This window comes from Pseudomonas reactans (genome assembly GCF_013385825.1).
In the GTDB taxonomy this organism is placed as follows: domain Bacteria; phylum Pseudomonadota; class Gammaproteobacteria; order Pseudomonadales; family Pseudomonadaceae; genus Aquipseudomonas; species Aquipseudomonas reactans.
Genome location: NZ_JACAPG010000002.1, coordinates 1 through 22293, shown reverse-complemented (window position 1 = coordinate 22293; position 22293 = coordinate 1). Strand labels below are relative to the sequence as shown.

At 60.5% G+C, this 22293-nt stretch carries 22 protein-coding genes; 9 read left to right on the top strand and 13 right to left on the bottom strand.

What is annotated here, in order from left to right:
* Nucleotides 1-78: 78 nt before the first annotated feature.
* Nucleotides 79-1356: an acetyl-CoA C-acetyltransferase gene (locus HX868_RS00195; protein WP_177001506.1), complete on the top strand. Its 1278-nt coding sequence runs from the start codon at nucleotides 79-81 to the stop codon at nucleotides 1354-1356.
* A gap of 124 nt (nucleotides 1357-1480) precedes the next feature.
* Nucleotides 1481-2380 (top strand): PA4780 family RIO1-like protein kinase, encoded by a 900-nt coding sequence (locus tag HX868_RS00190; protein WP_016977033.1) that lies wholly within the window; start codon nucleotides 1481-1483, stop codon nucleotides 2378-2380.
* Nucleotides 2381-2491: 111 nt separating this feature from the next.
* Here HX868_RS00190 and cueR read toward each other — a convergent pair whose 3' ends face one another.
* From cueR to HX868_RS00175, 3 genes are all read right to left on the bottom strand, one after another.
* Nucleotides 2492-2890, bottom strand: coding sequence for a Cu(I)-responsive transcriptional regulator (gene cueR / locus HX868_RS00185; RefSeq protein ID WP_177001505.1), 399 nt, complete (start codon nucleotides 2888-2890; stop codon nucleotides 2492-2494).
* Nucleotides 2887-5088 (bottom strand): heavy metal translocating P-type ATPase, encoded by a 2202-nt coding sequence (locus HX868_RS00180; RefSeq protein WP_177001504.1) that lies wholly within the window; start codon nucleotides 5086-5088, stop codon nucleotides 2887-2889. Before HX868_RS00180 ends, cueR begins: the two co-directional genes overlap by 4 nt.
* A gap of 66 nt (nucleotides 5089-5154) precedes the next feature.
* Nucleotides 5155-5535, bottom strand: coding sequence for a hypothetical protein (locus tag HX868_RS00175; RefSeq protein WP_038845813.1), 381 nt, complete (start codon nucleotides 5533-5535; stop codon nucleotides 5155-5157).
* Between the two features lie 147 nt (nucleotides 5536-5682).
* Here HX868_RS00175 and HX868_RS00170 point away from each other — a divergent pair, with 147 nt between their 5' ends.
* Entirely contained in the window at nucleotides 5683-5880 is a 198-nt protein-coding gene (locus HX868_RS00170) for a heavy-metal-associated domain-containing protein (protein WP_016977037.1), read from the top strand.
* Nucleotides 5881-5965: 85 nt separating this feature from the next.
* Nucleotides 5966-7159, top strand: a complete 1194-nt coding sequence (locus HX868_RS00165) for a multidrug effflux MFS transporter (protein ID WP_177001503.1) — start codon at nucleotides 5966-5968, stop codon at nucleotides 7157-7159.
* Nucleotides 7160-7167: 8 nt separating this feature from the next.
* Here HX868_RS00165 and HX868_RS00160 read toward each other — a convergent pair whose 3' ends face one another.
* From HX868_RS00160 to HX868_RS00150, 3 genes are all read right to left on the bottom strand, one after another.
* Complete coding sequence (locus HX868_RS00160) at nucleotides 7168-7350, bottom strand: hypothetical protein (protein WP_016977039.1); 183 nt, start codon at nucleotides 7348-7350, stop codon at nucleotides 7168-7170.
* 146 nt (nucleotides 7351-7496) lie between these two features.
* Nucleotides 7497-8510 carry a zinc-binding alcohol dehydrogenase family protein gene (locus HX868_RS00155; RefSeq protein WP_177001502.1) on the bottom strand — a complete coding sequence of 338 codons (1014 nt, stop codon included), beginning with the start codon at nucleotides 8508-8510 and terminating at the stop codon, nucleotides 7497-7499.
* A 144-nt stretch (nucleotides 8511-8654) separates the two neighbouring features.
* Nucleotides 8655-8948: a putative quinol monooxygenase gene (locus HX868_RS00150; RefSeq protein ID WP_177001501.1), complete on the bottom strand. Its 294-nt coding sequence runs from the start codon at nucleotides 8946-8948 to the stop codon at nucleotides 8655-8657.
* A gap of 118 nt (nucleotides 8949-9066) precedes the next feature.
* On the opposite strand from HX868_RS00150, the gene HX868_RS00145 reads away from it, so the two are divergent.
* Both HX868_RS00145 and HX868_RS00140 read left to right on the top strand, forming a co-directional pair.
* Entirely contained in the window at nucleotides 9067-9993 is a 927-nt protein-coding gene (locus HX868_RS00145; protein WP_177001500.1) for a LysR family transcriptional regulator, read from the top strand.
* Nucleotides 9994-10130: 137 nt separating this feature from the next.
* The gene (locus HX868_RS00140) at nucleotides 10131-10820 is read left to right on the top strand and encodes an ArsR/SmtB family transcription factor (RefSeq protein WP_016977043.1); all 690 of its coding nucleotides are present in this window, start codon (nucleotides 10131-10133) and stop codon (nucleotides 10818-10820) included.
* Between the two features lie 24 nt (nucleotides 10821-10844).
* Here HX868_RS00140 and HX868_RS00135 read toward each other — a convergent pair whose 3' ends face one another.
* A complete protein-coding gene (locus HX868_RS00135; RefSeq protein ID WP_012722045.1) occupies nucleotides 10845-11798 on the bottom strand; it encodes an adenosine deaminase in 954 nt (317 codons plus the stop codon).
* A 194-nt stretch (nucleotides 11799-11992) separates the two neighbouring features.
* Here HX868_RS00135 and HX868_RS00130 point away from each other — a divergent pair, with 194 nt between their 5' ends.
* The gene (locus HX868_RS00130) at nucleotides 11993-13084 is read left to right on the top strand and encodes a calcium:cation antiporter (protein WP_177001499.1); all 1092 of its coding nucleotides are present in this window, start codon (nucleotides 11993-11995) and stop codon (nucleotides 13082-13084) included.
* Here HX868_RS00130 and HX868_RS00125 read toward each other — a convergent pair whose 3' ends face one another.
* From HX868_RS00125 to HX868_RS00100, 6 genes are all read right to left on the bottom strand, one after another.
* On the bottom strand, nucleotides 13085-14440 hold the full coding sequence (locus tag HX868_RS00125) for an 8-oxoguanine deaminase (protein WP_177001498.1): 1356 nt from the start codon (nucleotides 14438-14440) through the stop codon (nucleotides 13085-13087).
* Between the two features lie 210 nt (nucleotides 14441-14650).
* Nucleotides 14651-15337, bottom strand: a complete 687-nt coding sequence (locus HX868_RS00120; protein ID WP_177001497.1) for an SDR family oxidoreductase — start codon at nucleotides 15335-15337, stop codon at nucleotides 14651-14653.
* A gap of 35 nt (nucleotides 15338-15372) precedes the next feature.
* The gene (locus tag HX868_RS00115; RefSeq protein ID WP_177001496.1) at nucleotides 15373-15954 is read right to left on the bottom strand and encodes an IMPACT family protein; all 582 of its coding nucleotides are present in this window, start codon (nucleotides 15952-15954) and stop codon (nucleotides 15373-15375) included.
* Between the two features lie 12 nt (nucleotides 15955-15966).
* Entirely contained in the window at nucleotides 15967-16626 is a 660-nt protein-coding gene (locus HX868_RS00110; RefSeq protein WP_016977049.1) for a TetR/AcrR family transcriptional regulator, read from the bottom strand.
* 87 nt (nucleotides 16627-16713) lie between these two features.
* Nucleotides 16714-18108: a uracil-xanthine permease family protein gene (locus HX868_RS00105; protein ID WP_177001874.1), complete on the bottom strand. Its 1395-nt coding sequence runs from the start codon at nucleotides 18106-18108 to the stop codon at nucleotides 16714-16716.
* 80 nt (nucleotides 18109-18188) lie between these two features.
* Entirely contained in the window at nucleotides 18189-19109 is a 921-nt protein-coding gene (locus HX868_RS00100; RefSeq protein ID WP_016977051.1) for a LysR family transcriptional regulator, read from the bottom strand.
* A gap of 125 nt (nucleotides 19110-19234) precedes the next feature.
* On the opposite strand from HX868_RS00100, the gene aptA reads away from it, so the two are divergent.
* Nucleotides 19235-20584, top strand: coding sequence for an omega-aminotransferase AptA (gene aptA / locus HX868_RS00095; protein ID WP_177001495.1), 1350 nt, complete (start codon nucleotides 19235-19237; stop codon nucleotides 20582-20584).
* Nucleotides 20585-20623: 39 nt separating this feature from the next.
* Nucleotides 20624-22120, top strand: coding sequence for a CoA-acylating methylmalonate-semialdehyde dehydrogenase (locus HX868_RS00090; RefSeq protein WP_095014569.1), 1497 nt, complete (start codon nucleotides 20624-20626; stop codon nucleotides 22118-22120).
* Nucleotides 22121-22293 lie beyond the last annotated feature (173 nt).

Sequence of the window (22293 nt, the reverse complement as noted above, 5' to 3'; positions counted from 1 at the left end):
CCACCCCGGGGCGGCAGTCGTTCGATTGAGCCTAGGCTAGGCTGAATGATTCCACCCACAACCTTCAGGGAGCTTTCCATGACTCAATTGCGCCGTGTGGCGATCATCGGCGGCAACCGCATTCCTTTCGCTCGCTCCAATGGCCCTTACGCCACGGCGAGTAACCAGGCGATGCTGACCGCTGCCCTGGAAGGCCTGATCGAACGCTACAACCTGCATGGCCAACGCATGGGCGAGGTGGCCGCTGGCGCGGTGCTCAAGCATTCGCGCGACTTCAACCTCACCCGGGAATGCGTGCTGGGCTCGCGCCTGTCGCCGCAAACCCCGGCCTATGACATCCAGCAGGCGTGCGGCACCGGTCTGGAAGCGGCGTTGCTGGTGGCCAACAAGATCGCCCTGGGTCAGATTGAATGCGGGATTGCTGGCGGGGTGGACACGACGTCTGATGCGCCCATTGGCGTCAATGAAGGCCTGCGTAAGATCCTGTTGCAAGCCAACCGCAGCAAATCCGTGGCGGATAAATTAAAAGTCCTGTTACAACTTCGTCCCCATCACCTCAAGCCAGAGCTACCGCGCAACGGTGAACCCCGCACTGGTTTGTCCATGGGCCAGCACTGCGAATTGATGGCGCAAACCTGGCAGATCCCCCGCGCCGAGCAGGACCAACTCGCCCTGGAAAGCCATCAGAAAATGGCCGCCGCCTACGCCGAAGGCTGGCACAACGATTTGCTCACCCCGTTTCTGGGCCTGACCCGCGACAACAACCTGCGGCCCGACCTGACCCTGGAAAAACTCGCGACCCTCAAGCCCGCCTTCGAACGCAGCGAAAAGGGCACGCTCACCGCCGGCAACTCCACGCCGCTCACCGATGGCGCCTCGCTGGTGCTATTGGGGAGTGAAGCCTGGGCTAAAGAGCGCGGCTTGCCGATCCTGGCGTATTTGCGCGATGGCGAAGCGGCAGCGGTGGATTTCGTCAACGGCGCCGAAGGCCTGCTGATGGCGCCGGTGTACGCGGTGCCGCGCTTGCTGGCGAGGAATGGTCTGACGCTGCAGGACTTCGATTACTACGAGATCCACGAAGCCTTCGCTGCCCAAGTGTTGTGCACGCTCAAGGCCTGGGAGGACGCGGACTACTGCAAGACACACCTGGGACTCGACGCACCCTTGGGCGCTATCGACCGCAGCCGGCTCAATGTGAAAGGCAGCTCCCTGGCCGCCGGGCACCCGTTTGCCGCCACGGGTGGGCGTATCGTCGCCAATCTGGCCAAGTTGCTGGATGCGGCGGGCAAAGGCCGCGGGCTGATATCCATCTGTGCGGCAGGTGGGCAGGGGGTTACGGCAATCATTGAGCGCTGAAACTGGCCTATTGGTTGCATTCTTAAGTGATCAACGGTCGGTAGCCCCTCCCACCGGCGAGCTGATTGCCGTATAACGAGTGCCATACGCGTATTTGGTAATAAAGGACCCACAATAAAAGCTGATGAAGACTCCTAAACGCATTGAACCCCTGATCGAAGACGGTCTGGTCGACGAAGTGCTGCGCCCACTCATGAGTGGTAAAGAAGCAGCTGTTTATGTGGTGCGCTGCGGCAATGAATTGCGTTGCGCCAAGGTTTACAAGGAGGCGAACAAACGAAGTTTTCGTCAAGCGTCCGAATACCAGGAGGGCCGTAAGGTCCGTAACAGCCGGCAGGCCCGGGCCATGGCCAAGGGCTCCAAGTTCGGCAAGAAAGAAACCGAAGACGCTTGGCAGAACGCCGAAGTGGCGGCGTTGTTCCGCCTGGCCGGTGCGGGCGTTCGCGTGCCCCAGCCGTTCGACTTCCTCGAAGGCGTGCTGCTGATGGAACTGGTGGCCGACGAGTACGGCGATGCGGCACCGCGTCTGAACGACGTCACGCTGGAACCGGACCAGGCGCGCGAATACCACGCTTTCCTGATTTCCCAGATCGTGCTGATGCTGTGTACCGGCCTGGTGCACGGTGACCTGTCCGAGTTCAACGTGCTGCTTACGCCAACTGGCCCGGTCATCATCGACCTGCCCCAGGCGGTGGATGCGGCGGGCAACAACCACGCCTTCAGCATGCTGGAGCGGGACGTGGGCAACATGGCTTCCTACTTCGGGCGCTTTGCCCCGGAGTTGAAGAAGACCAAGTATGCCAAGGAAATGTGGGCACTTTATGAAGCCGGCACCCTGCACCCGGCCAGTGTATTGACCGGCGAGTTCGACGAGCCGGAAGAGCTGGCGGATGTCGGCGGTGTGATCCGCGAGATCGAAGCGGCGCGGTTGGACGAGGAGCGTCGCCAGGCGATTCGCGCGGCGGATGATGCGCCACCAAGCAAGGTGCCGGACGAGCCACCGCCACCGCCGTGGATGCAATGACCCGCTGACAACACCACCCCTGTAGGAGCCGGCTTGCCGGCGATGAGGCCTTGAATCCAGTGCAAGGGTTCAGGCCGCCATCGCCGGCAAGCCGGCTCCTACAAGGGGTTGTCAGCAACAGCTACCGGACGCCAATTCCTTGAGAATCGGACAATCCGGCCGATGATCGCCTTGGCAGTGCTCTACCAGGTCCTGCAAGGTGTCGCGCAGCTGTCCCAGCTCAAGAATTTTCTGGTTCAGCTCCTCGATATGCTGGCGCGCCAAGGCTTTTACGTCGGCGCTGGCCCGCTGCCGGTCCTGCCACAGGGTCAGCAGCTTGCCGACCTCTTCCAATGAAAACCCCAGATCCCTCGAGCGTTTGATAAACGCCAGGGTGTGCAAGTCATCCTGGCCGTACACGCGATAGCCACTGTCGGTGCGATGCGCGGCTTTGAGCAGGCCGATGGATTCGTAGTAGCGAATCATCTTGGCACTCAACCCGCTCTGGCGTGCGGCTTGGCCGATGTTCATGGGCGCTGATCCTCCAAGTCCTTGGGCTTCCAAGTCTTCAACAGTAACGCATTACTCACCACGCTGACGCTGGACAAGGCCATCGCCGCACCGGCCAGCACCGGGTTGAGCAGGCCGAACGCCGCCAGGGGAATGCCGATCAGGTTATACACAAAGGCCCAGAACAGGTTCTGGCGGATTTTTGCGTAGGTCTTGCGGCTGATCTCCAGAGCGGCGGGAACCAGGCGCGGATCGCCGCGCATCAAGGTGATGCCGGCGGCGTGCATGGCCACGTCGGTGCCGCCGCCCATGGCGATGCCGATATCGGCGGCGGCCAGGGCCGGGGCGTCGTTGATGCCGTCGCCGACCATTGCGACAACCCCGGTTTTTTTCAGCTCGGCGACGGTGGCGGCTTTGTCGGCGGGCAGCACCTCGGCGTGCACGTCGTCGATGCCCAACGCCTCGGCGACCACGCGGGCACTGCCGCGATTATCGCCGGTGAGCAGGTGGCTGCTGATGTGCTGGGCCTTGAGTTGCTCCACGGCCTCCAGCGCACCGGGCTTGAGGGTGTCGCCAAACGCGAACAGCCCAAGCACGCGGGGTTGGGCGCCTTGCTCAATCAGCCAGGACAGGGTGCGGCCTTCTGCCTCCCAAGCCTTTGCGAAGTCGGCCAGATGGCCCGCGTTCAAGCCGCATTCTTCCAGCAAGCGACGATTGCCCAGAGCCAGTGGCAGGCCGTCCAGCGTGCCGGCGATGCCCCGCCCGGTCAGGGACTGGCTGGCCGTTACATCGGCCACCTTCAGCCCTTGTTCGTCACAGGCGTCCAACACGGCCTTTGCCAACGGGTGTTCACTGCCACGTTGCAACGCTCCGGCTTGTTGCAGCAGCATGGCTTCGTTGCCATCCACGGCTGCCAGGTGCGCAATCTTCGGCGTGCCGGAGGTGAGGGTGCCGGTCTTGTCGAAGACCACCGCGCTTACTTCATGAGCGCGTTCCAGGGCTTCGGCATCCTTGATCAAAATGCCGTGGCGCGCGGCGACGCCGGTGCCGGCCATGATCGCGGTCGGTGTGGCCAGGCCCAGGGAGCAAGGGCAGGCGATCACCAGTACGGCGACAGCATTGATGATCGCGGTCTCCAGGGACGCGCCATACAGCCACCAGCCCACCAACGTCACCAACGCCAGCACCAGCACGGCCGGGACAAACACTTGGCTGACTTTATCCACCAGTTTCTGGATCGGTGCCTTGGCGGCCTGGGCGTCTTCCACCAGGCGGATGATCCGCGCCAACACGCTTTCAGCACCGAGGGCCAGGGTGCGCACCAGCAGCCGGCCTTCGCCGTTGATGGCGCCGCCGGTAACCTTATCGCCGGGTTGTTTTGGCACGGGCAGGCTTTCGCCACTGATCAGGGCTTCGTCGGCATGGCTCTGGCCTTCGACCACCTCACCGTCCACCGGGAAGCGTTCGCCGGGTTTTACCAGCACCCGATCATTGAGTTTCAGGGCATTGATGGCGACGTCTTCTTCACGGCCCTCAATCACCCGGATCGCCCGCTCCGGACGCAAGGCTTCCAGGGCGCGGATGGCGCTGGCCGTCTGGCGCTTGGCACGGCTCTCCAGGTATTTACCGAGCAGCACCAAGGCGATCACCACCGCGGAGGCTTCGAAGTACAGGTGCGGCGCCATGCCAGGGTGCGCGGTAAGCCATTCATAAATACTCAAGCCATAACCGGCGCTGGTGCCGATGGCGACCAGCAGGTCCATATTGCCAGCACCGGCACGCACGGCTTTCCAGGCGGCGATATAGAAGCGTGCGCCAAAGATGAATTGCACGGGGGTGGCCAGGGCGAACTGCGCCCAGGCGGGCAGCATCCAGTGCAGGCCGAACGGTTCCACCAGCATCGGCAGCACCAATGGCAAAGCCAGCAGGATCGCCAGCAGCAGCGACCAACGCTCGCGGTGCAGGCGCTGGGCTTGATTGGCGTCGGTGGCGGTTTCGCTCTGGGGCAGGGTGGCGGTGTAGCCGGCTTTGTCGACGGCGGCGATCAACACGCCGGGGTTCATCTGGCCGAGTACTTCGATATGGGCGCGCTCATTGGCCAGGTTGACGCTGACGCGTTGCACCCCCGGCACCTTGCCCAGCGCACGCTCGACCCGGCCGGCACAGCTGGCGCAGGTCATGCCGCTGATGGGCAGGTCAAAGGTGGTGGATCCATTCATGGGGCAGTCCTCCAAGAGAAGTTGCCCCTAGGATCAACCTTGACCTGTGGGGAAGGTCAAGCGCCTTCAGTATTCCAGTTTGGCGGCTTTGAGGTACATCCCATCCGGGCCCTGGGCAATGCGCAGTTTGCGCACATCACCGGCCTTGAGCGTGATGTTCTGCGCTGGCGGCGCCAACATCCCTGGCAGGCAACCTGGGGATTGGCCGGGCAGCAGCTTCAGGCGTAACGACAGATTGCCCGCCGGCAAGTTGAACGACGTAGCCTGTTCCTGGAACAGCCTACCCGCGAGCTGGTCATTCAGGTACAGGCCGATTTCGCAGTTGGTCGGCACTTCCAGGCGTTCCCGGGAAATGATCAGCACCGCATAGTCTTCTGCGGCGAAGGCCTGAGGCACGGCGGCCGACAAGCTCATCAGGCCCGCAAGGGCAAAAAACGACCAGCGCATGGCGAATGCTCCGTGGTGTGAATCAAAGTTGGGTGAAGCTTGGCCTTTGAAGCGGCCAAATACCAGCCCGGCAGAAATTTCCGGAACTTGACCTTGCCATCGTGGCAAGGTCGAGACTGGGTCCAACCTCATCAAAGGAGTCATGTCATGCAAGTATTCAGCGTTGAAGGAATGACCTGTGGCCACTGCGTTCGAGCGGTGACCCAGGCAGTGCAGAGCCAGGATCCGGCGGCCAGTGTGAAAGTCGACTTGGCCGCGAAGGAAGTGGGCGTCGAAAGCCGTTTGTCTGCCGAGCAAGTGATCGAGGCGATCACCGAAGAGGGCTACAGCGCCAAGCTTGCCTGATACGGGTAAATAGTTAGCGAGCTATCGTGTTCAACGCACCCAAGCGCGGCTAGACTATCGGGCTGCCGTCTCACTTGGGTGCCCGATGAACCTCCGCATAATCCTGATTCTGGGTGCCTTGAGCGCCTTTGCGCCGCTGGCGATCGATTTTTACCTGCCCGGCTTCCCGGCCATGGCCAAGGCCTTCGCCACGGATGAAAAACACATCCAGCTGACCCTGGCGGTGTATTTCGGCGGCCTGGCCATCGGCCAACTGATCTATGGCCCACTGGCCGACCGCTTTGGTCGACGCGGCCCGCTGCTCAGTGGTGTCACCCTGTTTACCCTGGCTTCATTTGCCTGCGCCTTTGCGCCGTCGCTGGAATGGCTGATCGGCGCGCGTTTTGTGCAGGCGTTGGGTGGCTGCGCCGGCATGGTGATTTCCCGCGCGGTGGTCAGTGACAAATGCGACGCGGTCGGCTCGGCCAAAGTGTTTTCCCAGTTGATGCTGGTCACCGGTCTGGCGCCGATCCTTGCACCGCTGGCGGGCGGGCTGATGGTGGGAATATGGGGCTGGCAGTCGATTTTCCTCGCCCTGTCGATCTTCAGCGTCATGGCGGCCATCGCCGTGGCGGTCGGGCTGCCGGAAACCTTCCCGGCCCATCAGCCGCGCCAGCCGTTGTCCGGGTCGCTGCGTCGCTATGCGGCGCTGTTGTCGGACCGGGTTTACCTGGGCTATGCGCTCACCGGCGGCATCTCGATCGCCGGAATGTTTGCCTACATCGCCGGTTCACCTTTTGTCTTCATTCAACTCTATGGTGTGCCCGCCGAGCATTACGGCTGGCTGTTCGGCTCCAATGCCGCGGGCTTTATCCTGGTGGCGCAGTTGAATGCGCGATTGCTGTCCAAGCGTGGCCCGGCGTTCCTGTTGTCGCGCAGTGTGTGGGTTTATCTGCTGGCAGCGTTGAGCTTGCTCGGTATCGCGGCGTTGCGCACCGATGCGCTGTGGCCATTACTGGTGCCGCTGTTTATCTGCATCGCCAGCTTGGGCTGCATTTTGCCGAATACCTCGGCCTGTGCCATGAGCGGGCAGGGTGCACGGGCCGGTAGCGCTTCGGCGTTGCTGGGGTGCATTCAGTTTGGCGTGGCGGCGGGGGCGGCGTCGTTGGTCGGGATTTTGCACGATGGCACGGCGATGCCGATGGCGATGGTCATCAGCTTGTGCGGTGTGTTGGCGGTGACGATTGCGATGTCGACCCAGCGCCTGCAACGCAAACGGGCCTTGCAGGCGCAGGTCTGAACAGCGGATCAGCCAGCAGCAGAACGTTGCTGGCTGCTTGGAAAACGGTGGGGCGCCTGGATACGGGCTTGCAGGGTATCGGCAAAGGCGCGGGCCTCGGCTTCGGTGCGGAAGGTGAAGGCGTCCTGGTCGAGACGGACCTGCCATTTATTGCCTGCGGATTTTGCTAACGCTTTTATCAGGATTTTCATTGCTGACTTCCTCACGTAAAAGAATCGTGGCAAAGGCGGCCAATATAAACCCGAATACGCTCACAAATATGACAAAGGTCAACTCTCTGACTAGCGGTGTCGTCCATTACTCACATGAATAATGGACGACCCTGACAGCTATTTTTTCAGAAACCTTCCAGCACGATCTTGCCCTTGGCCTTGCCGCTTTCCAGCAGCGCATGGGCACGCCGCAGGTTTGCCGCATTGATCACGCCGAAATGCTCACCCACGGTGGTTTTCAGGGTGCCGGCGTCAATCAGTTCGGCCACGCGATTGAGTAGGTGGTGCTGTTCGATCATGTCCGGGGTCTCGAACATTGAGCGCGTGTACATGAACTCCCAATGCAGCGACAGGCTCTTGCGCTTGAGCTTGCTGACGTCCAGCGCCTTGGGATCGTCGATCAGCGCGAGCTTGCCCTGGGGTTGCAGGGCTTCGACCAACTGGTCCAGATGGTGATCGGTCTGGGTCAGGCTGGCGACGTGGGTCACCTGCGGGTGGCCGGCAGCTTTCAGTGCTTCGCTGAGCGGTTGGCTGTGGTCGATCACCAGGTCGGCGCCGAGGGCTTTGGTCCACGCTTGGGTTTCCGGGCGTGAGGCGGTGCCGATTACTTTCAAGGCGGTAAGTTGGCTGGCCAGTTGAGTCAGGATCGACCCCACGCCACCGGCGGCACCGACGATCAACAGGCTCTGGCCTTCGTCCTGATGACCTTCGCGCACTTGCAGGCGTTCGAACAGCAATTCCCAGGCGGTGATGGCGGTCAGCGGCAACGCGGCGGCTTCGGCAAAACCCAGGCTCTTCGGCATATGCCCGACGATGCGCTCATCCACCGTGTGCAATTCGCTGTTGCCGCCCGGACGCACCAGGGAACCCGCGTAAAACACCTTGTCTCCGACCTTGAACAGTGTCACGTCGTTGCCGACGGCCTTGACCACACCGGCCACGTCCCAGCCCAGTACCTTGGCGGCGCCATTTTCCGGGGCGACGTTCTGGCGCACCTTGGTGTCCACCGGGTTGACCGAGATGGCTTTGACTTCCACCAACACGTCACGCGGGCCTGCGACAGGTGCGGGTAGTTCGATGTCTTGCAGGGCGTTTGGATCGTTGATCGGCAGCGAGGCGTAGTAAGCAATGGCTTTCATGATGGCTCCATAAGACAAGGGTAATCGACTGTAGGAGCGAGCTTGCTCGCGAAAGACTCAAGGGCGCCGCGTTAAACCAGGCATGCAGCGTTTTCGTTGACGATTTTCGCGAGCAAGCTCGCTCCTACAGAAAAATGGTGAGGATCAGGCGAGAAATTTCAGGCGCTTGAGCTCGAAGTGTTCGAGCACATCCGCGGCCTTGGCGCGAAAGCCCTGGATATGTGCGCTCTGGTCGTGGTCGGCCAGCGCCGCGTCGTCGCTCCAGCGTTCGAGCATGTAGAAGGTTTCGGGGTGTTGCAGATCCTGGTGCAAGTCGTACTGCTCGCAACCGGCTTCCAGGCGCGTGGGTTCCAACAGACCGCGCAGCAAAGTTTCCAGGGTGGCCTGTTGGCCAGGTTTGGCGATCAGCGTGGCGATGACGTTAAAGGCGGTGGACATAATCAACTCCAGACACGTGAGGAACGGGATGCACAGATGATTGGCTATTTCCCGCGCAGATAAAACCCGCTAAAACTGCAGTCTGTTTCAACAAAACTTTGATAATGAGCGGAAGAGCATGCTGCGTTTTGATGATTTGCAGTTGTTTGTGCGGGCGGCAGACTTGGGTAGCCTGTCGGCTGCGGCACGGGTGATGGACCTGTCGCCCGCAGTGGCGAGTGCGGCGCTCAAACGCATCGAACAGCAACTGGGTACGCGTTTGCTGGCGCGCTCGACTCGCAGCCTGCGCCTGACCGCCGAAGGTGAGGGCTTCCTGGAATATGCCCGTGCTGCCTTGAGTTCGCTGGATGAGGGGCGACGCTTATTGGCCAGTGGGCAGGATCATGTCAGTGGTGTGCTGCAGTTGTCGGCCCCGTCGGATTTCGGGCGCAATCAGTTATTGCCGTGGTTGGATGAGTTCCAGCGTGACTACCCACAACTCACCGTGCGGCTATTGCTCGGCGACCGGATTGCCGATCTGTTCCGCCAGCCAGTGGATATCGCCTTGCGTTATGGTGAGCCTGAAGACTCCAGCCTGATTGCGCTGCCCATTGCCCCAGACAATGTGCGTGTGCTGTGTGCCTCTCCCAGCTATCTCGCACGTTATGGCGAGCCTCGGCACCTGGAGCAGTTGGCCCAGCACAATTGCTTGCTGTACATGCTCGGCAGCCGGGTCCACGACCACTGGAGCTTTAACGACGGTAAACGCGAAATCAGCCTGACCGTCACCGGCGACCGCTTCAGTGACGATGCCGACGTGGTCCGGCGCTGGGCGGTGGCGGGGGTGGGCATTGCCTACAAGTCCTGGCTGGATGTGAGTACCGACGTACTGGCCGGGCGCTTGCGCCTTATCCTGCCGGAGCTGCGCGGTGAGCGTACACCGCTCAATCTGCTGTGCGCGCACCGCGCGCAATTGAGCAAACCCATCAACCTGCTGCGGGAAATGCTTGTGTCTCGCTGTGCGACATTGACCGCCCAATTGCCAGAGCGATCCGGCACAACATAACGGACTCCATCAAAGTCGGAAATTTCACTCAGATCCTGTCCCTCTCTACGCTGTCAGACGCCATGGAGCCGGTGGTTTGCGCCCCTATACTTTGGTGCCTACCTCAGCAGAAAAATAAATCGACAGGGAGTGAAAAGATGGAAGCTGCACCTTGCATCAGTCAGATCGCCAGTTTGCTCGCCGAGCCCAAACGTACTGCCATGCTGTGGGCCTTGATGGATGGCTCGGCCAAGTCACCCGTCGAGTTGGCGGCGCTTGCCGGGTTGTCACCGACATCCGCCAACGCGCATCTGGCGCGACTGACGGCAAGTGGTGTGCTGCAAGTGGAAGCCAGGCGCGGCAAGCGTTTGTTCCGTGTCGCGGCGCCTGATGTCAGTGCCGCCATTGACGCCTTGGCCAGGACCACCATGGCGTGCGCCGCACGCCGGGCGCCGGAGTCTCTGCCGCCGGCGTTGGTCGCTCCAGCGCTGTTACGCCATGCGCGGTTGTGCCATGGCCACCTCGGTGGGGAATTGGGCGCTCAGTTGTACCAGCATCTGCTGGAGGCGGGTTGGATAGAACGCTATGAGCAGCGTGCCGATATCACGGTCAAGGGCGCACAGCGCCTGGCAAGCCTTGGGATTTTTACCCAAGCCCTGGCGTCGCCGCTGGTGTGTAATTGTTTCGACTGGAGCCAGCACCAACCTCATTTGGGGGGGGCGTTGGGTGCGGGGTTGTTGCAACTCTTTCTGCAGTCGAACTGGATCAGCGTGATCAATGAGTCCCAGGCGTTACGGGTCAACGCCGTAGGGCATAGGGAAATCACTCGATTGGCCAGGTCTGCCTGACCTGGCCAATTGTTCTTTACACCGTTATGGCTTTACAAGCCGCGCATCCAAGCTGTTCTGCGCCAGGCGTTTGGCCTGGTCCTGGGTCATGCCCAGCGAGGTGTACAGCGCGTGGAAATTTTCGGTGACATAACCGCCGAAGTAGGCCGGGTCATCCGAGTTCACCGTCACCTTCACGCCACGCTCAAGCATGTCGAGGATGTTGTGCTGGGCCATGTCATCGAACACGCACAGCTTGGTGTTGGACAACGGGCACACGGTCAGCGGGATCTGCTCGTCGATGATGCGCTGCATCAGGCGCTCGTCTTCGATGGCGCGCACGCCATGGTCGATGCGCTGGATCTTCAGCAGGTCAATGGCTTCCCAGATGTACTCGGGCGGGCCTTCTTCGCCGGCGTGGGCCACGGTGAGGAAACCTTCGTGGCGGGCACGGTCGAACACGCGCTGGAACTTGCTCGGTGGGTGACCCATTTCCGAGCTGTCCAGGCCCACGGCCACGAACGCGTCGCGGAATGGCAGAGCTTGGTCCAGGGTTTTCTCGGCTTCAGCTTCGCTCAGGTGGCGCAGGAAGCTGAGGATCAAGCCGCTGGTGATACCCAGTTGTTGCTCGCCATCTTTCAATGCGGCGGCGATGCCGTTGAGCACCACTTCGAACGGGATGCCACGGTCGGTGTGGGTCTGCGGATCGAAGAAGGGTTCGGTGTGAATCACGTTCTGCTCTTTGCAACGCAGCAGGTAGGCCCAGGTCAGGTCGTAGAAGTCCTGGGAGGTGCGCAGCACATCGGCGCCCTTGTAATACAGGTCGAGAAACTCTTGCAGGTTGTTGAAGGCGTAGGCCTTGCGCAGGGTTTCGACGTCGTTCCACGGCAGCGCGATCTTGTTGCGCTCGGCCAGGGCGAACAGCAACTCTGGCTCCAGCGAGCCTTCCAGGTGCAGGTGCAGTTCAGCCTTGGGCAGGGCGTTGAGCCAATCGTACATTTTCTAAATTCTCATCAGGTGCAATGGCGGCATTCTACAGGCCATGGCCGAAATAATCGGCAAAACCTGACCAGCAGGATCGTTTTCGTTGCATTCGCGCAAGGGCCGCGTGAACTAAGGTGTAACGAAACGTTAGCGGCGTGACGCAGTCTGTACCCCATCAATGACTGATTTGCCGCACTAAAAGGCCCGGAATGCTCACATCCCTCAAGCAAGAAAAATTCATGCTGCTGGCGCTGATTGCCGCCATCGCCGCCTACCCGTTGGAGCACTGGATGCTGCACAGCGGGCAGATCACGGCGTTGCTGGCCGGCGTGGTGCTGATCGGCTTTATCGTGGTGGCGTCGATGCGCGTGGCCCACCATGCCGAGCAACTGGCGGAAAAGGTCGGCGACCCCTACGGCACCATGATCCTCACCCTCGCCGCCGTGCTGGTGGAAGTGGTGATCCTGGCGATCATGATGAGCAACGAGCCTTCGCCCACCCTGGTACGGGACACCATTTATTCGGCGGTGATGCTCGATATCAACGGCATCCTCGGCCTGGCCGCGTTGATGGGCGGCATCAAGCATGGCGAGCAGTCCTACAACGATGATTCGGCCCGCACCTACAGCGTGATGATCCTCACCGCCATGGGCGTGTCGATGGTGGTGCCGGAATTCATCCCCGAAGCCGACTGGAAAATCTACTCGGCCTTCACCATTGGCGCGATGGTGGTGTTGTACACCCTGTTTCTGCGCATGCAGGTGGGGCCGCACAGTTACTTCTTCAGCTACAGCTACCCGGAAAAACGCCGCAAGAAACAGCCGGAAGAACAGGAGGCCCCTCCGGTCAACCTGGCGTTTTCCATTGGCACCCTGATATTTGGGGTGATTGTGATCGGCGCATTGGCGGAGGTGATGTCCAAGACGCTGGATCTAGGCTTGGAGGGTACGGGAGCGCCGCCGGTGATTACGGCGATTGTGGTCGCGGCGATTTCAGCGGCGCCGGAAATCCTGACGGCATTGCGCGCCGCGTTGGCCAACCGCATGCAATCGGTGGTCAACATTGCGTTGGGTGCTTCGCTGTCGACGGTGATCTTGACGGTACCGGTGATGGAGGCGATGGCGCTCTACACCGGCCAACCGTTCCAGATGGCGATGACGCCGGTACAAACGGTGATGGTGTTTATCACGCTGATCGTCAGCGCGATCAACCTCAACGATGGCGAAACCAACGCCATCGAAGGGATGACCCATTTCGTGCTGTTTGCGACCTTTATCATGCTGTCGCTGTTGGGGTTGTAATCAGCCAGCGATCAACTGCCGCGCGGCCTGGGTGTGATCGGCGATCAGGCCTTTCAGGTCCAGGCCTTCGACCTGGCCGTCGATCACGCGCCATTTGCCTGCAATCATCACCCGGTCCGCACGATCGGCGCCGCACAACAGCAGCGCCGAGATCGGATCGTGGCTGCCGGAGAAGCGCAGCTCGTCGAGCTTGAACAGCGCCAGGTCGGCCTGTTTTCCGACGGCCAATTCACCAATATCCGTACGGCCCAGCAACTGCGCCGAGCCTTTGGTTGCCCAGCCCAGCACGCCTTCCGGGGTGATCTTTTCCGCGCCGTAACGCAGGCGCTGGATGTACAAAGCCTGGCGCGCTTCAAGGATCATATTCGACGCGTCGTTGGACGCGGAACCGTCCACACCCAGGCCGATAGGCGCGCCGGCCGCGAGCAGGTCCAGGGTCGGGCAGATGCCGGACGCCAGGCGCATGTTCGAGCTTGGGCAATGGCAGATGCCGGTGCCGGCGGCGCCCAGGCGCGCGATTTCATCCGGATTGAAGTGAATGCCATGCGCGAGCCAGGTACGTGGGCCGAGCCAGCCGACGCTGTCGAGGTAATCCACGGTGCGCAGGCCGAAGCGCTGCAGGCAGAAATCTTCTTCGTCGAGGGTTTCGGCCAGGTGGGTGTGCAGGCGTACATCCAGGCGGTTGGCCAGTTCGGCGCTGGCTTCCATGATTTCCGGGGTGACGGAAAACGGTGAGCAGGGCGCCAGGGCGATCTGGATTTGCGCGCCGTCACCACGCTGGTGGTATTCGCGGATCAGACGCTGACTGTCTTCAAGGATGACTTGGCCCTGCTGCACCGTCTGTTGCGGTGGCAGGCCGCCGTCGGCTTCACCCAAACTCATGGAACCACGGGTGAGCATGGCGCGCATGCCCAACTCGCGGACGCTTTCCACTTGTACGTCGATGGCGTTTTCCAGGCCGTCGGGGAACAAGTAGTGGTGGTCCGCCGCTGTGGTGCAGCCCGAGAGCAGCAATTCGGCCAATGCGACTTTGCTGGCCAGAGCGAGCTTTTCCGGGGTGAGTCTTGCCCAGACCGGGTATAGGGTTTTCAACCAGGGAAACAATGGCTGATTGACCACCGGCGCCCAGGCGCGAGTCAGGGTTTGATAAAAGTGGTGGTGAGTGTTGATCAGCCCCGGCAAGACCACATGCTCACGCGCCTCGAACACTTGGGCGCAGGGCAGCGCGGGTTCTTGGCCTTGGGCCAGCACTTCGGTGATCACACCGTCTTGCAGCACCAGGCCGCCACGGGCGTCGAGGCCGTTGGCCGTGAAAATCGCGAGGGGGTTTTTTAACCAGATACGGGTCGCAGGCATTGGCCGGCTCCTCTGAATGATGGGTTCAGGTTTGCCAGCTCAGTGTTGCCCTGTCTGCTGATCCAGGGTCGCCGGTGAAGGCGAGGTGATGAGTCTACCTCTGTAGGAGCGAGCTTGCTCGCGAAAAACGTCAACAATAACGCGAGCTTTCTGGATTAACGCGGTGCCTTGGCATTTTTCGCGGGCAAGCCCGCTCCCACAGGGGCTAATTTACCAAGCGATGGTGTCGCCTTTGTAATCGATGAAATGATGGCCGCCTTTGCCGGTGTAGGCGTTCACCTGGTCCACCAGGCCGCGCACGCTGGTGTCGACGTCGATGTGTGCGTTTTCACCGCCCATGTCGGTCTTCACCCAGCCTGGGTGCAGTGACAGCACGGTCAACTTATGGTCGCCCAATTGGGTGATGAAGCTGTTGGTTATGGAGTTGAGTGCCGCCTTGCTGGCTTTGTACAACGCCAGGTCGGAGCCGTCGGGGATGGTCACGCTGCCCAGTACCGAACTCATGAACGCCAATACGCCGCTGTCCTTGCGGATCTGCCCGACAAAGCGCTGGGCCAGGTTGATCGGCGCCACGGCGTTGGTGAAGAACAGTTGGCCGACCTCTGCCAAGGTGGCGTGGCCCGGCTCTTGATTGGCGGGGCCTTTGACGCCGGCGTTGACGAACAACAGATCGAAGGTCCGATCCTTCAGGCGTTGGCTCAGGGCGATCACGGCTTGCTGGTCGTCCATATCAAGTTTTTCGATCTGTACCGGGCCTACGGCTTTCAGGGCATCGGCTTTGCTCGGATCACGCACGGTGGCGGTCACGTCCCAACCGTCCTGCAACAGTTGCTTGACCAGCCCAAGGCCCAGCCCGCGCGAGGCGCCGATGATCAATGCGGTTTTTGGCGTAGACATGAAAAGCTTCCTTTAAGAGTCGCGGTTCAGGGTGTTCAGCGTTGTAGCAGGATACGCCCACGGCTAAGGTCGGCGAGTTGAATTTGCAGGGTATCGATATGGGCTTCGCCCAAGGCGAGTTGTAGCTCGACGCCGTTGGCGGTGAAAGATTCTTCTACTACCAGTCCGCCCAGTTCGGCGACGCGCAGTTTCACCAGGTTCAATTCCGAGAAACCGCATGCGCAGTTCAACGGCACGCGGCTGATGAGCTCAATGCGTTCGGCGGTTTGTAGGCATTTGTTCGCGCCGCCGCCATACGCGCGGGCGAGGCCACCGGTGCCCAACTGGATGCCGCCGTACCAGCGGATGACCAGCACCGCGACCTGATCGAAACCTTGTGCTTCGATGGCCGCCAGGATCGGTCGGCCAGCGGTACCTCCGGGTTCGCCATCATCATTGCTGCGGTATTGATCCGCGAGCTTCCAGGCCCAGCAGTTGTGCGTGGCGTTCAGGTCGCTGTGCTGCGCGAAAAACGTCTGGGCGTCTTGCGGGCTGGTGATGGGGGCGGCGAGGGTGATAAAGCGGCTTTTGCGGATTTCTTCGTGAAACTCGCAAAGACCGGTAAGCGTGAAAGGCATAAGTCGCTTCGTTTATAGGGCGGGCTTGACGCCACAGCCTTTGAGAATGATGTGGATCAGGTTGGTGCCGGCGTCTTCCATGTCTTGCTTGGTCAGCTTGGTTCGACCGGTGACGCGACAGATCTGGGTGGCGAAGTCGGCATAGTGCTGGGTGCTGCCCCACAGCAGGAAAATCAGGTGCACCGGGTCGATCGGGTCCATCTTGCCAGCGTCAATCCAGGCCTGGAACACCGCCGCACGGCCACTGAACCAGGCGCGGTAGTCCTGGCTGAAATATTCGGTCAGGCATTCACCGCCGCTGATGATTTCCATCGCGAAAATCCGCGAGGCCTGGGGTTGGCGGCGCGAAAACTCCATCTTGGTGCGAATGTAGCGAGTGAGCGCCACGGCCGGGTCATCTTCGGCGGTCAGCGTGTTGAAGGTGCTGTCCCACAGTTCGAGGATGTTGCTGAGCACCGCAATGTACAGGCCCAGCTTATTGGTGAAGTAGTAATGCAAGTTGGCCTTGGGCAACCCGGCACTGGCAGCAATGGTGTTCATGCTGGTGCCTTTGTAGCCATGGCGTGCGAACTCATCTTCAGCAGCCTGCAGAATGGCTTGTTCGTTCTTTTGCCGAATGCGGCTGGCGGGCTTACCGGCGTGGTTGCTGTGGGCAGGAACTTCGAGGCTCATGGAGGTTTCCGTGCTGATCGATAGAGACGACGTGTGCACAGATAACCCACCCTCAAGCCTCAGACAAGTCCTGATGCAATAAAACCGTCAAAGCGATTCCAGTGTGTCGCTTTCCGGAGCGTGGTTTGCGGCAGTGGAGGTTGCTTTGGCTTCGGGCAATAACAGGCACAGAATAATGGCGGTCAACCCGCCGCTGGTGATGGCGGAGTCGAAGAGGTTCTGTACCAGCGTCGGCATCAGGTGCAGCAGGTTCGGTTGCGCGGCGACGCCCAGGCCGACGCCAAACGAGGTGGCGATGATCAGCATGCTGCGTCGGTCCAACGGTGCTTGGGCGAGGATGCGCACGCCGGCGGCGGCCACACTGCCGAACATCACCAGGGTGGCGCCGCCCAATACTGGCTTGGGGATTTGTTGCAATACCGCGCCAATCAAAGGAAACAAGCCGAGGCAAAACAGCACCACGCCGATGTATAGGCCGACGTAACGGCTGGCCACGCCGGTAAGTTGGATCACGCCGTTGTTCTGCGCAAAGGTAGTGTTGGGGAAAGCGCTGAACGTGGCGGCGATCATGCAGCTCACGCCATCGCCGAGTACGCCACCTTTAAGCCGGCTTATATAGGAAGGGCCGCTAATGGGCTGGCGGGCGATCATGCAGTTGGCGGTGAGGTCGCCGACGGTTTCGATGCTGCTGATCAGATAAATCAGCGCAATGGGCAGGAAAGCACTCCAGTCGAAGTTGAAACCGAAGCGAAACGGAATGGGCAAGCTGACCAGAGGGAGTTCGGGCAGGGCTTGAGGCACGAGTTTGCCGCTGAACCAGGCGGCAAGACTGCCGAGGGCCAAGCCGATGATGATCGCCGAGAGGCGTACCCAAGGTGTGTTAGAGCGGTTGAGCAGAATGATCGTCAAAACGACGAACACGCCCAGTGCCAGGTTGGTGGGAGCGCCGAAGTCGGGGGCGTTGAAACCGCCGCCGAGGTCAGTGATACCGACCTTGATCAAGCTGATGCCGATCAGGGTGATGACAATCCCGGTCACCAGAGGCGTGATGACTCGGCGCAGTTGTCCGATAAACCGACTCAGCACAATCTGCACCACAGCGCCGAAAAAGCACACGCCGAAGATCATCGCCATGATGTCTTCCGGGCTGCCGCCGCGTTGTTTCACCAAGAATCCGGCTGATAGCACTGCACCGAGGAAGGCAAAGCTGGTGCCTTGCAGGCAGATCATCCCGGCGCCGATTCCAAATGGCCTACGCGCCTGAATGAAGGTGCCTACGCCGGAGACCATCAACGCCATGCTGATCAGGTAGGGCAAATGGGCAGTGAGGCCCAGGGTGGAACCGATGATCAGCGGCGGGGTGATGATGCCGACAAATGCCGCGAGCACATGTTGCAGTGCGGCGAGAAAAGCCGGGGCGGGTTTTGGGCGGTCGTTGAGGCCGTAGATCAGGTCGCTGCTGTTGAACGCTTCTGGTGGCATGGCGGGCAAACTCAAGGTCTATGTCCTTGGGTTATTGCAAAAAGCTGTCCAATTGCTCAGCTTTTAGCTGCGAGGCCGAGTTAGCGGGTTGCCGCGAGACTTTCCAGGAAACTTTCCAGCACCAAATGGGGGCGTCGGCCTTTGCGCGTGACCGATGCGAGGCTTAAATCGTAAAAACGTGTAGTCGGTTTCAGCGCACGCAGTCGGCCTTGTTGTACCCACAGGCTGGCGTAATGGTCGGGCAGGTAGCCGATGTAGCGGCCGGTGAGAATCAGGAAGGCCATGCCTTCGCGGTCCGAAGCGCTCGCGGTGCAGTTGAGCGCCTGGTAATGGGCCTGGATCTCGGCTGGCAGGCGGAAGGTTGGGGCGATCGCGTCTTGGGCATCGATGCGTGCGTCGTCCAACTGCTTGTTGTCGGCGTAAAACAGCGGGTGACCCACCGCGCAGTAGAGCAGTGAACGCTCACTGTACAACGGCTGGTATTCCAACCCCGACAGCGCGCTGGCCTGAGGCACCACGCCCACGTGCAGGCGACCATCGAGTACGCCTTGCTCGACTTCGTTGGGGGCGATCATGCGGATCTGGATCTGTACATCCGGGCCGCGCTCCTTCAACTGGGCAAGCGCGTGGGTGATGCGCATGTGGGGCAAGGTGACGAGGTTGTCGGTGAGGCCGATGATCAACTCGCCGCGCAAGTGCTGGTGCAAGCCGTTGACCTCGGTGCGAAAGCTTTCCAGGGCACTTAATAATTGCAGGGCGGATTGGTAGACCTCACGCCCCTCTTCAGTCAGCGAGAAACCGGCGCGGCCGCGTTGGCACAGTCTTAATCCGAGGCGTTGTTCGAGATCGCTCATTTGCTGGCTGATCGCCGAGCGCCCGATGCCCAGCACGGTTTCCGCTGCCGAGAAGCCACCGCATTCGACCACGCTGCGAAAGATGCGCAACAGGCGGATATCGAAGTCGCTTACTTGGGCCAGGGGATCGGGTCTACGGCTGCTCATAGTTTAGTGAAGGCCTGACTGAAGGTTAGAAGAGTTGAATTTCACCGACTTTATCGCCGTGGCAATTTAGCTGCAACAACGCTTTTCAATCCCGACGCTGCCTTTTGCCCTGCGAGGTTTTGCTGATGAACATGCCCGAAAACGCCCCATCGTCCCTGGCCAGCCAATTGAAGCTGGACGCGCACTGGATGCCTTACACCGCCAACCGTAACTTCCAGCGTGACCCGCGCCTGATCGTGGCGGCCGAGGGTAGCTGGTTGACTGACGACAAGGGACGCAAGGTGTACGACTCGTTGTCAGGCCTGTGGACCTGTGGCGCCGGGCATACCCGTAAGGAAATCCAGGACGCGGTGGCCAAGCAATTGGGCACTCTGGACTACTCGCCGGGCTTCCAATACGGTCATCCGCTGTCCTTCCAACTGGCGGAAAAGATCACTGACCTGACCCCTGGCAACCTGAACCATGTGTTTTTCACCGACTCCGGCTCCGAGTGTGCCGATACCGCGGTGAAGATGGTGCGGGCCTACTGGCGCCTGAAGGGCCAGGCGACCAAGACCAAAATGATCGGTCGCGCTCGCGGTTACCACGGTGTGAACATTGCTGGCACCAGCCTGGGCGGCGTTAACGGCAACCGTAAGATGTTTGGTCAGGCGATGATGGACGTTGACCATCTGCCGCACACCTTGCTGGCAAGCAATGCTTTTTCCCGTGGCATGCCGGAGCAGGGCGGTATCGCGCTGGCGGATGAGCTGCTCAAGCTGATCGAGCTGCATGACGCATCGAACATCGCCGCAGTATTTGTCGAACCAATGGCCGGCTCTGCGGGCGTGCTGGTGCCGCCTCAGGGCTACCTCAAGCGTCTGCGTGAGATTTGCGATCAACACAACATCCTGCTGGTGTTTGACGAAGTGATCACCGGCTTTGGCCGTACCGGTTCGATGTTCGGCGCCGACAGCTTCGGCGTGACCCCGGACCTGATGTGCATCGCCAAGCAAGTCACCAACGGCGCGATCCCGATGGGCGCGGTGATTGCCAGTAGCGAGATCTATCAGACCTTCATGAACCAGGCGACGCCTGAGTACGCGGTGGAATTCCCCCACGGCTACACCTACTCGGCGCACCCGGTCGCTTGTGCGGCTGGCTTGGCGGCATTGGACCTGTTGCAGAAGGAAAACCTGGTGCAGAGCGTCGCCGAAGTCGCACCGCACTTTGAGAATGCGCTGCATGGCCTGAAGGGCAGCAAGAACGTGATCGACATCCGCAACTACGGCCTGGCCGGCGCGATCCAGATCGCCCCGCGTGACGGCGATGCGATCGTGCGTCCATTCGAGGCCGGTATGGCTTTGTGGAAAGCCGGCTTCTACGTGCGCTTTGGCGGTGACACCTTGCAGTTCGGGCCAACCTTCAACAGCAAGCCGCAGGACCTGGATCGCCTGTTCGATGCGGTCGGCGAAGTGCTGAACAAGATCGACTGATTTCTCCTTCTATATAGAACAACTTTTCAGGAGCTCTGCATGAGCCTTATCCAGCATTTGATCAACGGTGAGTTGGTCAACGACAGCGGTCGCAGTGCCGACGTGTACAACCCGTCCACCGGCCAGGTGATCCACCAAGTGCCGTTGGCCAGCCGTGAAACCATTCAACAGGCAATCGACTCGGCCAAGGCGGCGTTCCCGGCCTGGCGTAATACTCCAGCGGCCAAGCGTGCCCAGGTGATGTTTCGTTTCAAGCAATTGCTGGAGCAGAACGAAGCGCGTATCTCGCAGTTGATCAGCGAAGAGCATGGCAAGACCCTGGAAGATGCCGCGGGTGAGCTGAAGCGGGGGATCGAAAACGTCGAGTACGCGTGCTCTGCGCCGGAAATTCTGAAAGGCGAGTACAGCCGTAACGTAGGGCCGAATATTGATGCCTGGTCGGATTTCCAACCACTGGGCGTAGTCGCTGGCATTACACCGTTCAACTTCCCGGCGATGGTGCCTTTGTGGATGTATCCGCTGGCGATTGTCTGCGGCAACTGTTTCATCCTGAAACCATCGGAGCGTGATCCGAGCTCGACGCTGTTGATCGCACAGCTGCTGCAGGAAGCCGGTCTGCCCAAAGGCGTGTTGAGCGTGGTACATGGCGACAAGGGCGCAGTGGATGCGCTGATTGAAGCGCCGGAAGTGAAAGCGTTGAGTTTCGTGGGGTCGACGCCGATTGCCGAGTACATCTATTCCGAAGCGACCAAGCGTGGCAAGCGCGTGCAGGCACTGGGCGGTGCGAAGAACCATGCGGTGTTGATGCCGGATGCGGATTTGGATAACGCAGTCAGCGCGCTGATGGGCGCTGCTTATGGTTCTTGTGGCGAGCGCTGCATGGCCATCTCGGTCGCCGTGTGCGTGGGGGACCAAGTGGCGGATGCGTTGATTGCCAAGCTGGTGCCTCAGGTCAAGGCGCTGAAGATCGGCGCGGGCACCTCCTGCGGCCTGGATATGGGACCGCTGGTGACAGGACAGGCCCGTGACAAAGTCAGTGGCTATATAGAGGACGGTGTGGCAGCGGGTGCCAAGTTGGTGGTTGATGGTCGTGGCTTGAGTGTTGCCGGGCATGAAGAGGGTTTCTTCCTTGGTGGCAGCCTGTTCGACCGTGTGACGCCAGAGATGCGCATCTATAAGGAAGAGATCTTTGGGCCAGTGCTGTGCGTGGTTCGGGTGAATAGCCTGGAAGCGGCGATGCAGCTGATCAATGATCACGAATATGGCAACGGCACCTGTATCTTTACCCGTGATGGTGAAGCGGCGCGTCTGTTCTGTGACGAGATTGAAGTGGGCATGGTCGGCGTGAACGTTCCTCTGCCGGTACCGGTGGCCTATCACAGCTTTGGTGGTTGGAAGCGTTCTCTGTTTGGTGACCTGCATGCGTATGGACCGGATGGGGTGCGTTTCTATACCCGTCGCAAGGCGATCACCCAGCGCTGGCCGCAGCGGGCCAGCCATGAAGCGTCGCAGTTTGCGTTCCCCAGCTTGTCTTAAGGCAAGCTGAAAGCCGGCCCCTTGGGGCCGGCTTTCGCGTTTTTGGGGCTTTTCTGACTTATATGACAGAAATATGAAGAAAGGCATTGACGGCAGATTCTGGATGTCTATAATTCGCCCCACTTCCGGCGCAGTCGAAACGGAAAACTCATTGATAAACAATGAGTTATGTA

Coding starts and splice junctions, on each gene's coding strand:
- HX868_RS00145 (WP_177001500.1), top strand. CDS start 9,067: ATGCTGCGTTTTGATGATTTGCAGTTGTTTGTGCGGGCGGCAGACTTG.
- aptA (WP_177001495.1), top strand. CDS start 19,235: ATGAACATGCCCGAAAACGCCCCATCGTCCCTGGCCAGCCAATTGAAG.
- HX868_RS00160 (WP_016977039.1), bottom strand. CDS start 7,350: ATGAAAATCCTGATAAAAGCGTTAGCAAAATCCGCAGGCAATAAATGG.
- HX868_RS00195 (WP_177001506.1), top strand. CDS start 79: ATGACTCAATTGCGCCGTGTGGCGATCATCGGCGGCAACCGCATTCCT.
- HX868_RS00150 (WP_177001501.1), bottom strand. CDS start 8,948: ATGTCCACCGCCTTTAACGTCATCGCCACGCTGATCGCCAAACCTGGC.
- cueR (WP_177001505.1), bottom strand. CDS start 2,890: ATGAACATCGGCCAAGCCGCACGCCAGAGCGGGTTGAGTGCCAAGATG.
- HX868_RS00110 (WP_016977049.1), bottom strand. CDS start 16,626: ATGAGCCTCGAAGTTCCTGCCCACAGCAACCACGCCGGTAAGCCCGCC.
- HX868_RS00180 (WP_177001504.1), bottom strand. CDS start 5,088: ATGAATGGATCCACCACCTTTGACCTGCCCATCAGCGGCATGACCTGC.
- HX868_RS00190 (WP_016977033.1), top strand. CDS start 1,481: ATGAAGACTCCTAAACGCATTGAACCCCTGATCGAAGACGGTCTGGTC.
- HX868_RS00125 (WP_177001498.1), bottom strand. CDS start 14,440: ATGCCTGCGACCCGTATCTGGTTAAAAAACCCCCTCGCGATTTTCACG.
- HX868_RS00140 (WP_016977043.1), top strand. CDS start 10,131: ATGGAAGCTGCACCTTGCATCAGTCAGATCGCCAGTTTGCTCGCCGAG.
- HX868_RS00100 (WP_016977051.1), bottom strand. CDS start 19,109: ATGAGCAGCCGTAGACCCGATCCCCTGGCCCAAGTAAGCGACTTCGAT.
- HX868_RS00130 (WP_177001499.1), top strand. CDS start 11,993: ATGCTCACATCCCTCAAGCAAGAAAAATTCATGCTGCTGGCGCTGATT.
- HX868_RS00115 (WP_177001496.1), bottom strand. CDS start 15,954: ATGCCTTTCACGCTTACCGGTCTTTGCGAGTTTCACGAAGAAATCCGC.
- HX868_RS00170 (WP_016977037.1), top strand. CDS start 5,683: ATGCAAGTATTCAGCGTTGAAGGAATGACCTGTGGCCACTGCGTTCGA.
- HX868_RS00165 (WP_177001503.1), top strand. CDS start 5,966: ATGAACCTCCGCATAATCCTGATTCTGGGTGCCTTGAGCGCCTTTGCG.
- HX868_RS00120 (WP_177001497.1), bottom strand. CDS start 15,337: ATGTCTACGCCAAAAACCGCATTGATCATCGGCGCCTCGCGCGGGCTG.
- HX868_RS00105 (WP_177001874.1), bottom strand. CDS start 18,108: ATGCCACCAGAAGCGTTCAACAGCAGCGACCTGATCTACGGCCTCAAC.
- HX868_RS00175 (WP_038845813.1), bottom strand. CDS start 5,535: ATGCGCTGGTCGTTTTTTGCCCTTGCGGGCCTGATGAGCTTGTCGGCC.
- HX868_RS00155 (WP_177001502.1), bottom strand. CDS start 8,510: ATGAAAGCCATTGCTTACTACGCCTCGCTGCCGATCAACGATCCAAAC.
- HX868_RS00090 (WP_095014569.1), top strand. CDS start 20,624: ATGAGCCTTATCCAGCATTTGATCAACGGTGAGTTGGTCAACGACAGC.
- HX868_RS00135 (WP_012722045.1), bottom strand. CDS start 11,798: ATGTACGATTGGCTCAACGCCCTGCCCAAGGCTGAACTGCACCTGCAC.